This window comes from Lentzea sp. NPDC051208, assembly GCF_040682435.1.
GTDB classification, from domain to species: domain Bacteria; phylum Actinomycetota; class Actinomycetes; order Mycobacteriales; family Pseudonocardiaceae; genus Lentzea; species Lentzea kristufekii.
Genome location: NZ_JBFBAW010000009.1, coordinates 296,484 through 310,081 on the forward strand (window position 1 = coordinate 296,484; position 13,598 = coordinate 310,081).

At 69.2% G+C, this 13,598-nt stretch carries 12 protein-coding genes and 1 pseudogene; 6 read left to right on the forward strand and 7 right to left on the reverse strand.

What is annotated here, in order from left to right; all coding sequences use genetic code 11:
* Nucleotides 1-135: 135 nt before the first annotated feature.
* Nucleotides 136-2,298 (reverse strand): AAA family ATPase, encoded by a 2,163-nt coding sequence (locus tag AB0M48_RS23910; protein ID WP_363845845.1) that lies wholly within the window; start codon nucleotides 2,296-2,298, stop codon nucleotides 136-138.
* A 40-nt stretch (nucleotides 2,299-2,338) separates the two neighbouring features.
* Between AB0M48_RS23910 and AB0M48_RS23915 the strand changes: the two genes are divergently transcribed.
* Complete coding sequence (locus tag AB0M48_RS23915) at nucleotides 2,339-2,857, forward strand: DUF4265 domain-containing protein (RefSeq protein WP_363845847.1); 519 nt, start codon at nucleotides 2,339-2,341, stop codon at nucleotides 2,855-2,857.
* 95 nt (nucleotides 2,858-2,952) lie between these two features.
* On the opposite strand, the gene pssA is transcribed toward AB0M48_RS23915, so the two are convergent.
* From pssA to glp, 4 genes are all read right to left on the reverse strand, one after another.
* Nucleotides 2,953-3,921, reverse strand: a complete 969-nt coding sequence (gene pssA, locus AB0M48_RS23920) for a CDP-diacylglycerol--serine O-phosphatidyltransferase (RefSeq protein ID WP_363845849.1) — start codon at nucleotides 3,919-3,921, stop codon at nucleotides 2,953-2,955.
* Complete coding sequence (locus tag AB0M48_RS23925; RefSeq protein ID WP_089908648.1) at nucleotides 3,921-4,616, reverse strand: phosphatidylserine decarboxylase; 696 nt, start codon at nucleotides 4,614-4,616, stop codon at nucleotides 3,921-3,923. Before AB0M48_RS23925 ends, pssA begins: the two co-directional genes overlap by 1 nt.
* A 204-nt stretch (nucleotides 4,617-4,820) precedes the next feature.
* On the reverse strand, nucleotides 4,821-6,245 hold the full coding sequence (locus AB0M48_RS23930; protein WP_363845851.1) for a M48 family metallopeptidase: 1,425 nt from the start codon (nucleotides 6,243-6,245) through the stop codon (nucleotides 4,821-4,823).
* Nucleotides 6,246-6,274: 29 nt separating this feature from the next.
* A complete protein-coding gene (glp, locus tag AB0M48_RS23935; RefSeq protein WP_363845853.1) occupies nucleotides 6,275-7,471 on the reverse strand; it encodes a gephyrin-like molybdotransferase Glp in 1,197 nt (398 codons plus the stop codon).
* Between the two features lie 71 nt (nucleotides 7,472-7,542).
* Between glp and AB0M48_RS23940 the strand changes: the two genes are divergently transcribed.
* The 5 genes and pseudogenes from AB0M48_RS23940 to AB0M48_RS23960 all read left to right on the forward strand — a co-directional run.
* A complete protein-coding gene (locus AB0M48_RS23940; protein WP_363845855.1) occupies nucleotides 7,543-8,184 on the forward strand; it encodes an AIM24 family protein in 642 nt (213 codons plus the stop codon).
* Nucleotides 8,185-8,272: 88 nt separating this feature from the next.
* Nucleotides 8,273-8,479 carry a cold-shock protein gene (locus AB0M48_RS23945; protein WP_090014840.1) on the forward strand — a complete coding sequence of 69 codons (207 nt, stop codon included), beginning with the start codon at nucleotides 8,273-8,275 and terminating at the stop codon, nucleotides 8,477-8,479.
* Between the two features lie 68 nt (nucleotides 8,480-8,547).
* Entirely contained in the window at nucleotides 8,548-9,774 is a 1,227-nt protein-coding gene (locus AB0M48_RS23950; RefSeq protein WP_363845857.1) for a serine/threonine-protein kinase, read from the forward strand.
* Between the two features lie 224 nt (nucleotides 9,775-9,998).
* On the forward strand, nucleotides 9,999-11,618 hold the full coding sequence (gene groL / locus AB0M48_RS23955) for a chaperonin GroEL (RefSeq protein WP_363845859.1): 1,620 nt from the start codon (nucleotides 9,999-10,001) through the stop codon (nucleotides 11,616-11,618).
* 237 nt (nucleotides 11,619-11,855) lie between these two features.
* Nucleotides 11,856-12,050, forward strand: a pseudogene (locus AB0M48_RS23960) (Imm1 family immunity protein); the annotation flags it as partial.
* Nucleotides 12,051-12,254: 204 nt separating this feature from the next.
* Here AB0M48_RS23960 and AB0M48_RS23965 read toward each other — a convergent pair.
* Both AB0M48_RS23965 and AB0M48_RS23970 read right to left on the reverse strand, forming a co-directional pair.
* Nucleotides 12,255-12,740: a hypothetical protein gene (locus AB0M48_RS23965; protein WP_030480625.1), complete on the reverse strand. Its 486-nt coding sequence runs from the start codon at nucleotides 12,738-12,740 to the stop codon at nucleotides 12,255-12,257.
* Nucleotides 12,737-13,342 (reverse strand): sigma-70 family RNA polymerase sigma factor, encoded by a 606-nt coding sequence (locus AB0M48_RS23970; protein WP_030480626.1) that lies wholly within the window; start codon nucleotides 13,340-13,342, stop codon nucleotides 12,737-12,739. Before AB0M48_RS23970 ends, AB0M48_RS23965 begins: the two co-directional genes overlap by 4 nt.
* Between the last annotated feature and the right edge of the window lie 256 nt (nucleotides 13,343-13,598).

Below are 13,598 nucleotides of genomic sequence, written 5' to 3' on the forward strand. Positions count from 1 at the left end.
TTTTGGGCCGGTTTTTGGGGGGGGCGGGGGGTTTTTTTTCGGGGGGGGTTGGGGGGGGGGCCCCCTACTCTCGTGACGGGACCCCACCGCCCTTGCCTTCTGGTAGGGACGGCTCGCCTTCGGCTTCGCGTGTTGTTAGGTCTTGCTTCTGTTTGCTGCGTATGCGGCTAGTGACACCAGTTGGGCTGGGTCCAGGGATGGGCGCACTACGGTTCGTGCTTTTGCCAGGTGGGCTTGTGTTACTTCTGCTGCTTCCAGGGATTCCCGCATTGCCGTCAGTGCTGCTTCTCGTACTAGGGCTGCGCAGTCTGCCGCTGAGTACATGTCCAGTTCGCCTGCCAGGGTGGCCAGGTCCACGTCTTCTGACAGTGGTGTGTTGCGGGATGAGGCCTTGAGGATTTCTGTGCGGGCCTCTGCGTCTGGTGGTGGCACGTAGACGAGGCGTTCCAGGCGGCCTGGGCGGAGCAGGGCCGGGTCGATCAGCTCTGGGCGGTTCGTTGCGGCGATCACCACTACGTCGCGGAGGGGTTCTACGCCGTCCAGTTCCGTCAGGAGGGCGGCTACTACCCGGTCTGCTACGCCTGAGTCTGATGACTGGCCTCGGCGTGGGGCGAGGGCGTCCACCTCGTCCAGGAAGATCAGGGCTGGTGCTGCGTCTGCTGCTCTGCGGAAGAGTTCTCGTACCGCTCGTTCCGACTCGCCTACGAACTTGTCCATCAGTTCTGCGCCCTTGACGGTCAGGACGTTCAGCTGGCCTGAGCCTGCCAGGGCTCGGACCAGGAACGTCTTGCCGCATCCCGGTGGGCCGTAGAGCAGGACGCCTCGTGGGGGTTCTACTCCCAGGCGGGCGAAGGAGTCCGGGTAGCGCAGGGGCCAGAGCGCTGCCTCGGTGAGGGCCTGCTTGACCTCCTTCATGTCGCCCACGTCGTCCAGCGTGAGGCCGCCGGTCTGGACTGTGTCCGAGGCCGACATGGAGATCGGGCGGACTGTGTTCAGGGCTCCCAGCAGGTCTTCCTGGCCCACTCGGGGTTCTGCCACCTCGCGTTGGCGCAGGGCTGCTCGTACTGCTGCCTCTCGGCGTAGGGCGCAAAGGTCTGCCGCCACGAAGCCCGGGGTGCGGGCGGCCACCTCGCCGAAGTCCACATCGGACTCCAGGGGGACGTCGCGGAGCAGTACGCGCAGGAGTTCTGTTCTGCCCGCTGTGTCCGGGAGGGGGAGGGTCAGTTCGCGGTCCACGAGGTCTGGGGCTCGTAGGCGGGCGTCCACTGATTCTGCCCTTGCCGAGGTGACCACCAGGGCGAGGTTCGGGCGGGAGATCGCCGTGCGGAGGATGTCCAGGACGACGGTGGCCACCGGGGGCGGGGTGGTGGGCAGCAGGGCGTCGATGTCGGTCAGGAGCAGGACCGTGGGCTGTTCCGGGACACCTGAGATCGCGTCGCCCAGCTGTTTGGCCATTGCGCCCGGTTCCAGGACGGCGATGCTCGGGGCGGCCAGTTCTACCAGCGAGGCGTCCAGTTGACGGGCCACCGCGCGGACGAGCGTTGCCTTGCCTACGCCTTCCGGGCCGCTGACCATTGCGGCCAGCCTTGCGGAGGCGCCCAGCTTCGTGAGGAGGTCGGGCTGGCGGAACATCAGTTCCAGCCACTCGGTGAGGCGGCGGGCCTGGTCGCGCTGGCCCACCAGGTCGGCGACGGAGAGTGCCTCGTGCTTCTCCTGCACCACGACCGGGGTCACCTCGGCCGCGGGGGCCTGCGCTGAGCGCCAGCCCACGACGCTCGACGGCTGCACGGCCACCGGACCCGCCGGGTCGGTCGAGGTGATGGTGATGAGTTCGTTGGTCCACGTCATGCCGATGGCGTTGGACAGCTTGCGGCGCGTCTCGGAGACGTTGGCGCCGGGCGGCGGCGCGAGGTCCTGGGGGAGCAGCGAGACGTTGTCGCCGACGGTGAGCACCTTGCCCGTCAACGCCATGCGCACGTGTTCCGGCGTGAGGGCCGTGGTGGCCAGGCGGGAGCCCGCGACGGTGATCGAGCGCGCGGCCGTGACCTGGACGGGGGCCACGACGATCTCCGAGCCCTCGACCACGCCCAGGTTGGTGAGCGTGACGTCGTCGACCAGGACGACGCCGGGCGGTTGGTCGCCGGCCGCGGCCAGGGCGGCGCTCACGCGGGCACCGGTCAGCTTCACCGCGTCCCAGGCGCGCAGGCCCAGGGCGTCGAGCACCTCCGGGTGGAGGCGGACTACGCCGCGCCGGGTGTCCAGTGCGGACGGGGACAGGCGAGCCGTCAGCGTGATCACGACGACGACTCTAGTTCCTCCGCGACCCTAAGATGCGGCCGTGAGCGAGCCTGGGGAGATTCCTGTTTCGGAGAACGGCGGTTCCCTGTTCAAGGTGGCCTTCGACCTTCAGGACGAGGGGGACTGGCCTCCTGTCCTGATCGAACGGATGTGGGCGGAGAAGACCGGCAAGTCGCAGCTGAAGGTGCTGAACACGCCGTTCTTCGCGCGCGGCATCGCGTTCGGCGACCTGATCTCGGCTCGTCCCGATCACGAGCGCAGGGAACTCGTCTTCGACGGTGTCGTGTCCGAGTCCGACCACTCGACCGTCCGCGTGGTCTTCATGTCGGACGATCACCGGGAGGCGGTCGAGACCAGGCTCCGCGAAGCCGGGTGCACCATCGCGACCTTGAGCCAGTTCGGAAGCCTGATCGCGGTCGACGTCCCGCCCACCACCGACTACGCGGAGCTGCGGGCGTGGCTGCTGCCGCAGGAGGCGGACGAGGCCATCGGTTTCGAAGAAGGCGCGATTTCGGCTGTGCACCGAGCCCAGCTGGCGGAGGGCTTCGAGGCGCGATGATCGAATCTTTCGGCTCGACGCGTAGCGGGAACGTGGTGCCACAACGGCGAAGGCCCCCGAACACGTGACGTGTTCGGGGGCCTTCACCGTCTGTCTCAACGCTTCGGCTGGCGCCTGAGTCCCAGCTGACGCCACGAACGGCGGCGCCCGTTGGCGCTGGGCGCCGCACCTTCCGCCGCCGCAGCGGTGGAGGCGTCACGCCGTGGCCGGCGCACCGCGCGCATGGCGGCACCGGCGACGCGACCGTGCAACGGCTGACGCAGGCCGAGACGGCGTGCGGCGACGCCGTGCGCGCGCTTGATGGCGCGGCGGTCTGCGCCCGTGACGGTCCACGCCTCGGGGTGCTTGGACAGCCACATGTACCGGCGCACCGAGTACGGCAGGTGCGCGAGGTACACGACCATCGCGATGATCAGTGCCACCAGCGGGTAGGTGATGATCGCCGCGGCCAGCAGTCCGATGAGGACCAGCAGAGGTGCGACCGCGCGCGGCGGCACCTTCACGGTCTTCACGGAGAGCGTCGGGATGCGCGACACCAGCAGCATCGCGACCACGACGGTCCAGACGCCGACGACGATCGGGCTGTTCCACCAGCCGTCGGTGCGCACCTGCTCCTCGATGATGAGGGGGAGCAGCAGCAACAGGCCGCCTGCCGGAGCGGGGACGCCGACGAAGAACTCCTTCGCGAACGGCGGTTGTTCCTTCTCCAGCAGCGTGTTGAAGCGGGCCAGGCGGACCACCATGCAGACCGCGAAGATCAGCGCGATGACCCAGCCCGCGCGGCTGCCCTCGAACTTCCAGAGGTAGACCGCGAGTGCGGGCGCGACGCCGAACGAGATGGCGTCGGCCAGCGAGTCGAGCTCCGCGCCCATCTTCGACGTCGCGTCCAGCATGCGGGCGATGCGGCCGTCCAGGCCGTCGAACACGGCCGCTGCCGCGATCGCGGCGATGGCCGCGCCCCACATGCCGACGTTCGCGAAGTGCACTGCGGACAGGCCCGAGCACATGGCCAGGACCGTGATCGCGTTCGGCAGCAGGCGAACGCCGGGCCCGCTGGGCGCCATCAGGCCTCCGGGAGTTCGGCGAGAACGGTCTCGCCGCCGATCGTGCGCTGGCCGGCCTCGACCAGGACACGGCTGCCACGCGGGACGTAGAGGTCGACGCGCGAACCGAAGCGGATCAGGCCGTAGGTCTGGCCGGCGGTGACCTTCTCGCCCTCGGCGACCTCGCACACGATGCGGCGCGCGACCAGGCCGGCGATCTGCACGACGACGAGGTCGTGGCCGTCGACGGTGCGCAGCCACACGGTGTTGCGCTCGTTCTCCTCGGAGGCCTTGTCGAGGTCGGCCGAGAGGAACTTGCCGGGGTGGTACGAGACCTGGACGACCTCGCCGTCCGCGGGCACGCGCTGCACGTGCACGTCGAAGACGGAGAGGAACACGCTCACGCGCGTCATCGGCTGGGAGCCGAGACCGAGCTCGGCGGGCGGGACGGCGTCGACCACGTGCGAGACGGTGCCGTCGGCCGGGGCCACGGCGAGGTTCGGACGGGTCGGCGTCACGCGCTTCGGCTCGCGGAAGAACCACGCCACCCACGCCGTGACCAGCGCGAGGACGACGCCCAGGCGCTTGAAGCGCAGCCGGACGAGGAGGGTCGCGATCGCCGCACCGGCGACGAACGGGCGCCCAGCCGGGTGCATCGGCGGCACCATGCCGCGCGCGAGTTCGAGGAAGTGTGAGACGGGCTTCTCGCTGCTCATCGTGTCTGTGGGTTCCGTAGCTTCCGTGGATTGTCGGGCGGCATCACGCTACGGCAACACGCCAAACCGCCCATCAGGACTGCCGGAAAGACAAGTGGCCGGTCGGCTCGTGCATCCCCCGACGAATGCACGGGCCGACCGGCACCTGCGGTCAGTGTAATCCCCGTCACATGGCGTGAACAACGTCGCTGGGTGAGCGTTCCGTCACAATCCGTCGATGCCGAGTGCCTGAAGTCTGAACCGCACGTCAGGTACCTGGTCAGGGTCCCGCACGGCGGGCGCGACCAGGTCCTCCGGGTAGAATGCAGCTCCGTCCGGCATCCGCAGCACGAACAGTCCGCCCCAGTTGAGTTCCAGCGTCGCGCGGTCAGTGGATACGAGCATGTCAGCGACCATGCACCCGAAGAGTTCCGTCACGGCGTCGACGGCGGCCTCGTGCACCTCGTCCCGGGTCAGCGACGCGTCCACCGGTGCTCCGGTCAGCTTGTGCAGCTGCGCGCCCTCCAACGCCCTGAGCACGTCGGCGACCGTCTCGCCGACCCTGCTCACCCGGCCCGCGTGCCGCAGCAGGTCGGCGTGGCGGCGGACCAGCACCGGCCCGGCCAGCGGGGCGAGCTCCTCCCAGGTGATCGGCGGCCCCTGCACGCCGACCAGCGCCGCGACCTCCTCCGGTGGCGTGCCGCCGAGCAACGGCCACGACGAGCGCTCGTCCATCGCCTCGGCGACGCCGCCGGTCCACGGGTACTGCCGCGCGATGGTGGCCACCCGTTCCCGGATCGGCGGGTGGCTGTTGAACACCGACGACGGTTCCTGCGCGGCCAGCAGCGGTTCGATCTCGCGCAGCTGGTGCACGCGTCGCGGGTGGTCGAGGTAGGCGCGGAAGCCCTCCAGCAACGGAGGCGTGCGCCCTGCCAGCACGGCCAGCGACACGTACCAGCGCTTGTAGTCCTCCCAGGCGACGCCCAGCGGGCCGCCGCGCAGCAACGACCGCACCGAGGCCTCGCGGCCGGCCGCCGCCACGGACACCTCGTCGGCGAAGCGCTCGTGCTTGCGGCTCTCCGAGGCCGCCGCCAGCGCGTACAGCTTCGCCCACGCGTAGAGGACGCCGACGAAGGCGGTGTCCGTCCTCGACACCAGCCCGAGGGCGGTCTGCGCGCGGGAGGTGAGCGCGGAGACCCGCGTGTGCCCGCCGCCGTAGTGGCCGAGCTCGTGCGCGAGCACCGACCTCAGTTCGCCGATCGTCATCCCGGCCAGCCACGGCAGGCCGAGCTCCATGTACCGGGTGCCCCGGCGTTCCCACACACCCGCGTTCGCCTTGTCGACGAGCCGGAGCTCGTCCGGGCTGCGGGTGCCCGCGATCGCCGCGAGCTCGTCGACGTGCCGCCACAGCTCCGGGTGCGTCGCGCGGGTCAGCGGGACGCCCTCCGCCCGCGGTCGCGCCCAGAGGGCCACCGCGACCGCGTACAGCATCGGTGCGCCCACCAGGACCGCCAGCGCCACGAGCCACCAGCCGCCCTCGGTCTGTCCCCGGTCGAACAGGACGGCCGCGAGCACGCCCAACGCCGTGACGATGCCCGCCCCGAGCACGAAGAACCCGGCGAGCATCACCAGTGCCAGCGCCGCTCTCATTTCCTGCTTCCCCCAGATCGTTCTGCTGCTTATTGCAGGTATCTCACGGTGACCTCGGCCCCCGCAGCCAGTTCGGTCACGTCCTCGGGCACCTCGATCAGGCAGTTCGACAGCGCGAGCGCCGACAGCAGGTGCGATCCCGGACCGCCGACCGGCGTCACGACCTGGCCGGACGACGGGTCGTGCAGGCCGCGCCGGAACTGCGTCTTGCCCGCCGGAGACGTCAGCCCCGTCGTGATCCTCGCCCGCGCGGTGGGGCGTTCGGTCTGCTTGTGGCCCATGGACGCCATCAGGGCCGGCCGCACGAACACCTCGAACGACACCTGCGCGCTCACGGGGTTGCCCGGCAGCGACAGCACCGGCACGCCCTCGTAGCGGCCGGAGCCCTGCGGCCCGCCCGGCTGCATCGCGACCTTGGTGAACTGCACGTCGTGGTCCGCGAAGGCGTCCTTGACCACCTCGTACGCACCCGCGCTGACCCCGCCGGACGTCATGATCACGTCCACCGAGCCCAGGTACGGCTTCAGCGCCTGGTGGAACGCCTCGACGTCGTCCGGCACGAACCGCAGCTGGACGGCGACGCCGCCCGCGTCCCGCACCGAGGAGGCGAGCATCATGCCGTTCGACTCGTAGATCTGGCCGAGCTCCAGCGGCCTGCCCGGTTCGACCAGCTCGGAGCCCGTCGACAGGACCAGCACGCGCGGGCGGCGGCGCACCGGCAGTTCGGGCAGGCCGAGCGCGGAGGCGAGGCCGAGCGTGGACGGGCGCAGCACGGTGCCCGCGGCCAGCACCGCGTCACCCTTCTGCACGTCGTCGCCGCCGATCCGGATGTTCTGGCCCGGCTGCACGGCCCGGTTGATCGTCACGGTCTCGGTGCCGCCGTCGGTCCACTCGACCTGGACCACCGCGTCCGCGCCGGGAGGCAGCGGGGCGCCGGTCATGATCCGCTGCACCGTGCCGGGCTCCAGCGGGTTCAGCTCCGTGCGGCCCGCCGGGATGTCGTCGGCCACGACGAGGCGGACCGGTCCGTCCGGGTCCAGGTCCGCGGCCCGCACGGCGTACCCGTCCATCGCGGAGTTGTCGAACGGCGGCAGGGCGAGCGGCGCGATGACGTCGGCGGCGAGCACGAGCCCGAGGCACTCCTCGAGCGGGAGCTGCAGCACGGGCATCGACCCGACGAGCTCCGCGACGCGCTGGCGGTGTTCGGCGACAGTGGTGGGGGACACGACTGCATACTGCCAACGTCGCGGTGATCGTGACGATCGACTTGCCCCTTTTCCTCCCGGAGGTGTTGTCAGTGCAGGTCCGGACCAGGCACACACCGACGTTCGGCGTGGCGAGACTCGTGCTCGCACCCGGCGAGGCGGTGCTGGCCGACCCGCTGACCATCGCGGCCACCAGCTACGGGCTCGTCGTCGAGGTGAAGGGCGCGGGCGTCAAGGCCGTCGCGCTGTGCACCGCGGGCGCGGAGGGCGGCTGGATCGACGCGGCGCCCGTGCTGCCCGGAGACCTGCACCAGATCGAACTCGACGGGACGCACGGCTGGTGCCTCGCCCGGCACAGCTGGATCGCGTCGAGCAGCACCGTCGCGATGAACCCCGGGGCGCCGCCGATGCAGGCGATCTTCGGGGGCGCAGAGGGATTCATGAACTACGCGCACGGCCAGGGCGCGGTGGTGCTCGCCTGCTACGGCGCACTCGACCTCGTGACGCTGGAAGCGGGCGAAGCGGTGACCGTCAGCAGCGATCACGTCGTGGCGTTCGCGGACACCGTGCAATGCCGTCTTCGGCCCTCCGCACCTGATGGCGTGCAATCCATTCAGACAGGTGAGGGCCTGGTGTTCGACTTCGCCGGTCCCGGTGCCGTGCTGACCCAGGCACGCGGTCCCCGCCGGCTCACCACCTGGTTGCGCGCCAACGGAGTCAGCCCTCGTTCATGACTCCGTAAGGAGGTATCCGCGTGAGATTTCTTTCTTTAGCGTTGCGTTCTGCGCTTTGCGTGAGATGCGTGATCTGAAGGAGGACGTCTTGGCTCTCGGTACCGTCAAGTGGTTCAACTCCGAAAAGGGATACGGCTTCATCGCAACCGATGGCGGGCCCGACGTGTTCGTGCACTACTCGGCGATCCAGATGGAAGGCTTCCGGACGCTCTCAGAGGGCGACCGGGTGGAGTTCGAGGTGCAGGCCGGACGGGACGGGCGCAGCCAGGCCTCGGACGTGCGCCGCGCCAGTTAGAACCGACCTGATCACAGCTTGGGCCAACCCCCGGCACGCCGATCCGGCCGGACGTTAGGCTGCCTCGCGTGTCGGAGGACCTGAGCGGACGGCGAATCGCCCATTACCGGATCGACGGTGTGCTGGGTCGCGGTGGCATGAGCGTGACGTACCGGGCCACGGACGTGAGACTGGGCCGGAAGGTCGCGCTCAAGGTCATCGGTGAGCACTTGGCGCCCGACGCGGAGTTCCGCGAGCGGTTCGTCGACGAGGCGCGCAACACGTCCGCGATCGACCACGCGAACATCGTGCCGCTGTACGACTTCGACGAGGTCGACGGCCTGCTCTACATCGCGATGCGGCTCGTGGACGGCCAGGACCTGTCCGGGCACATCAAGGAGGGGCCGCTCACCCCCGCGCGCACGTTGTCGCTGCTCGCCCAGGTGGCCGAAGCGCTCGACATGCTGCACGGCAAGGGCCTCGTGCACCTCGACGTGAAGCCGGCCAACGTGCTGGTGACCCAGAAGGAGGGCGTGCGCGAGCACGTCTACGTCGCCGACTTCGGCCTGACCCGCCGCGGCGCCACCGGCCACCGCACCCGAACGGGTGATTTCCTCGGCTCGCCGACCTACGCGGCGCCGGAGCACCTGCGCGGTGAGCCCGTCGACGGCCGCACCGACCAGTACGCGCTCGCCTGCATGCTCTTCGCCTGCCTCTCCGGCCGTCCCCCGTTCCAGGGCGGCGTGCAGGAGGTCATCGCGGGCCACCTCAGCAACGTCGTCCCGGCGTTGTCGCACCTCGTGGCGCTGCCGCCGGCGATCGACGACGTGATCCGCAAGGGCACCTCGAAGGACCCGTCGCAGCGGTACGCGAACTGCGCCGAGCTCATCAACGCCGCCCGTGTCGCTCTCGCCGGGGTCGCGCAGGGCTCGGCTCCCGCTCAACTCGGGCCGCAGTCCGGCTCGTTCCCCGCTCAGGCGCCGGTCTCCGGGCCGATGCCGGCGCAGCAGCAGGGGCAGTACCAGGGCGGCTACCAGCAGCAGTTGCAGGACCCGGTCCGGCTGCGCCCGCCGAACCAGGTGGGCGTGAGCGCGTTCACGTCGTCCGGCAAGAAGGAACGTCCCGCGTGGTTCGCGCCGGTCGTCGCGGCCGCGGTGGCGATCGTGGTGATCATCATCGTGGTGGTCATCCTCTCGCCTGGTGACGAGCCCGCCCGGCAGCCCAAGACGAGCTCGGCCCCGTCGCTGAACATCGGCGACGAGACGACCTCGAACAAGCCGCTGCCGACCTCTGTGCCGGTGCGCACATCACGCTGAGAGTCGCCTGCGAGTCGTCCGGAGCCGCTTGCACTCGACCGTGCCGAGTGCTAAACACGAACTAGCACTCGGCACCATCGAGTGCCAAGTAGTGAGGCTAGGACTGGTGAGGCCCTCCGGGGTCGTCCGTCGCGGGCACCGAGCCTGGCCACGCGAATCGTGTTCCGCTGTGGGCGTGTGCCCGCAGTGGCCCAGAATCCACATAGGCGGAGGAACACACCGCAATGGCCAAGATGATTGCGTTCGACGAGGAAGCCCGTCGCGGTCTCGAGCGCGGGATGAACATCCTCGCTGACGCCGTCAAGGTGACGCTCGGCCCGAAGGGCCGCAACGTCGTGCTCGAGAAGAAGTGGGGCGCGCCGACCATCACCAACGATGGCGTCTCCATCGCGAAGGAGATCGAGCTCGAGGACCCGTGGGAGAAGATCGGGGCCGAGCTGGTCAAGGAGGTCGCGAAGAAGACCGACGACGTCGCGGGTGACGGCACCACCACCGCGACCGTGCTCGCACAGGCTCTGGTTCGCGAGGGCCTGCGCAACGTGGCCGCGGGCGCGAACCCGCTCGGCCTCAAGCGCGGCATCGAGCAGGCCGTCGAGGCCATTGCCGAGCAGCTGCTGAAGAACGCCCAGGAGATCGAGACGAAGGAGCAGATCGCTGCTACCGCGTCCATCTCCGCCGCTGACCCCACGATCGGCGAGCTCATCGCCGAGGCGATGGACAAGGTCGGCAAGGAAGGCGTCATCACCGTCGAGGAGAGCAACACCCTCGGTCTCGAGCTCGAGCTCACCGAAGGCATGCGCTTCGACAAGGGTTACATCTCCGGTTACTTCGTGACCGACCCCGAGCGTCAGGAAGCGACCCTCGAGGACCCGTACATCCTGCTGTTCGGCTCCAAGATCTCCACGGTCAAGGACCTGCTCCCGCTCCTCGAGAAGGTCATGCAGGGCGGCAAGCCGCTGCTGATCATCTCGGAGGACGTCGAGGGCGAGGCCCTGGCGACCCTGGTCGTCAACAAGATCCGTGGCACCTTCAAGTCCGTCGCCGTCAAGGCGCCCGGCTTCGGTGACCGCCGCAAGGCCATCCTCCAGGACATCGCCACCCTCACCGGTGGCCAGGTCATCACCGAGGACGTCGGCCTGAAGCTGGAGAACGCCGACATCTCGCTGCTGGGCAAGGCCCGCAAGGTCGTCGTCACCAAGGACGAGACGACCATCGTCGAGGGTGCCGGTGACGCCGACCAGATCCAGGGTCGCGTCAACCAGATCCGCGCCGAGATCGAGAAGTCGGACTCCGACTACGACCGCGAGAAGCTCCAGGAGCGCCTCGCCAAGCTCGCCGGCGGCGTCGCCGTCATCAAGGCGGGCGCGGCCACCGAGGTCGAGCTCAAGGAGCGCAAGCACCGCATCGAAGACGCGGTCCGCAACGCCAAGGCCGCCGTCGAGGAGGGCATCGTCGCCGGTGGTGGCGTCGCGCTGCTCCAGGCCGCCGAGGTCGCCTTCGCGGGCCTGAAGCTCACGGGCGACGAGGCCACCGGTGCCAACATCGTCAAGGTCGCCGTCGAGGCGCCGCTGAAGCAGATCGCCATCAACGCCGGCCTCGAAGGCGGCGTCGTGGTCGAGCGCGTCAAGTCCCTCCCCTCGGGCGAGGGCCTGGACGCCGCGACCGGCGAGTACAAGGACCTGATCAAGGCCGGCATCATCGACCCGGCCAAGGTCACGCGCTCCGCGCTGCAGAACGCCGCGTCCATCGCCGCGCTGTTCCTGACGACGGAAGCCGTCGTCGCGGACAAGCCGGAGAAGAACGCCGCGCCCGCCGCGCCGGACGCCGGCGGCATGGACTTCTGAGTCCGTCCGCAACGCTTCACCTCTGAAAGGCCCGGTTCGCTTCGGCGAGCCGGGCCTTTCGGCTGTTCCGGACTTCGGGTGAGCGACTGCGATGCTGTGGGCAGGGGTGCTCATGGTGTCGTTCGATGAGGTCTCCGCCGAGTTGAACCGGGTGGTCGCCAAGCCTGATGAGGTGGCGGCGGCCCTGGAGCAGGTCGGCCCCAGTCCTGGGAATCGCCCGCGGACGGGGACGATTCGACCGGCGTGTACGCCACGCGTGGCGACGAGCCAACGGCTGACCCACCGACGTTGTACGTCGACACCGACACGAAGACGCCGTTCCCGGCGAATTCGGCGCTCCCGATCGCCCGAATCCTCGAGGCGCTGGAGGAGTTCCGTCAGACCGGTGAGCGTCCAACATGTGTCGACTGGCAGGAGTCGGACGTTTCCTGAGCGGTGAACCGACCGCGCAATCGTCGCGAAGCGGCGATGAATCGACCCTGCTGGTCAGCACCCGTCCAACCACCTGCGCAAGGTGACCACCCGCACGGCAAGCGACCACCCCGCTGAAAACACGGCGAACCAACGCGAGTAAGCCCGTGAAAAACCCCAGAACCCCAGTAATCCGCCTCAAAGCCGCCGTAAGAACCAGAAAACTCAAAGCATGATCGTGGGCGTGACGACAGTCCGCCCAGGCTCCCCGCGTGAATTCACCAAATGCACCAGGATCTGAGTCGTCCCAGCCGGCACGTCGGGCAACACGAACCGCCCACCGTCATCAGCCCGGGTGCAGGACGACTGGTGATCGGCCACCCGGACCTCGACCTCGTGCTCCCCGGCCGGCACCAGCCACCCGTCGATCCGGTGCCGTGACCCGGTCGAGGTGAAGTTCACCATCAACGTCAGGTTGTCCACGGTGAAGGTGATCGTGCCGGTCTGCCCGCCCCGGACACCGGCGAACGAGCCGGCGCGTTCCCAGCGGGCGACCTCGACGTCGAGGGACTCCAGGGCGATCGCGAACTTCACGCGGTCCACCAGGTCGGCGGGCGGCGGGTCCAGTTCGTCGACCAGCCTGTTCAGTTCGGAGAGGACTGCGGTGTCCTCGGGGCCCCTGCGGTCGTCGCGCGGGTCGATCTCGTTCACCGCGATCCTCCTTCCGTCTCCAGGTAGTTGCGCAGCAGAGTCAGACACCGTCCCCTGGTCGGACCGATGCTGCCGTGGGGCATGGCCAGTGCCTCGGCGACTGCCCGGTACTCGGCGCGGCCCGCGAGCACGGTGAGTCGCAGCAGTTCCTGGCACCTGGTGGTCAGGCGGCCGAACGCGAGCCACAGGCGGCGGTCGCGGTCGTCCAGAAGCGTCACGTCCTCGGGGAGGCCGGTGTCGGACTCGAGCTGTTCGGCGTATTCGTCGGACAGGTGGGTTTCCCGCTTGTTGGGTGTCCAGGTTCGGCGTGCTTCACGCCTCGTCGTGACAACCAGGTACCCGACCAGGGCTTTCGGCTCGTTGATGTTCTCGATGTTCTTCAAGAACGCGAGCCACACGGTCTGCACGACATCCTCCGCGGCGGCTCGGTCGAGGCCCTGACCGCGCGCCACGTGCCACAGCAGCGGGGTCAGTTCTGTCACCAGGACGTCCAGCGCGTGGCGGTTGCCCTCGCGTGCCGCCGCCACGCAGACCGCGTGCCGTTCGGTGCCTTCAAGCCCGTCCCACGGCGGACGGTCATCCGCCGTGTGCAGCTCGTCCATGCAGCACCTCCGATCGGCCGCCCTGTCAGCGCCGTCCGCCAACTCATGAAGGGCTAACTGGGCGGTAGATACCAAATTCACTCGATTGGAGCAGTATCACCGCCAGGATGACCCTCATCTTCCTCCGGGTATGCCAGCGGCCCGTGAATCCCCCTCCGAGTCACGGGCCGCCAGTGGTGGGAGCTCACGCCGGCCGGCACCCCTCGAACCGGCTGACGCGTGCTCCACGCCTGAACAAAGCGCTCATCAAGGAAGA

Bases quoted from the DNA above. Each gene is read 5' to 3' on its own strand.
- pssA (WP_363845849.1), bottom strand. From the start codon at position 3,921: ATGGCGCCCAGCGGGCCCGGCGTTCGCCTGCTGCCGAACGCGATCACG.
- AB0M48_RS23925 (WP_089908648.1), bottom strand. From the start codon at position 4,616: ATGAGCAGCGAGAAGCCCGTCTCACACTTCCTCGAACTCGCGCGCGGC.
- AB0M48_RS23930 (WP_363845851.1), bottom strand. From the start codon at position 6,245: ATGAGAGCGGCGCTGGCACTGGTGATGCTCGCCGGGTTCTTCGTGCTC.
- groL (WP_363845859.1), top strand. From the start codon at position 9,999: ATGGCCAAGATGATTGCGTTCGACGAGGAAGCCCGTCGCGGTCTCGAG.
- AB0M48_RS23970 (WP_030480626.1), bottom strand. From the start codon at position 13,342: ATGGACGAGCTGCACACGGCGGATGACCGTCCGCCGTGGGACGGGCTT.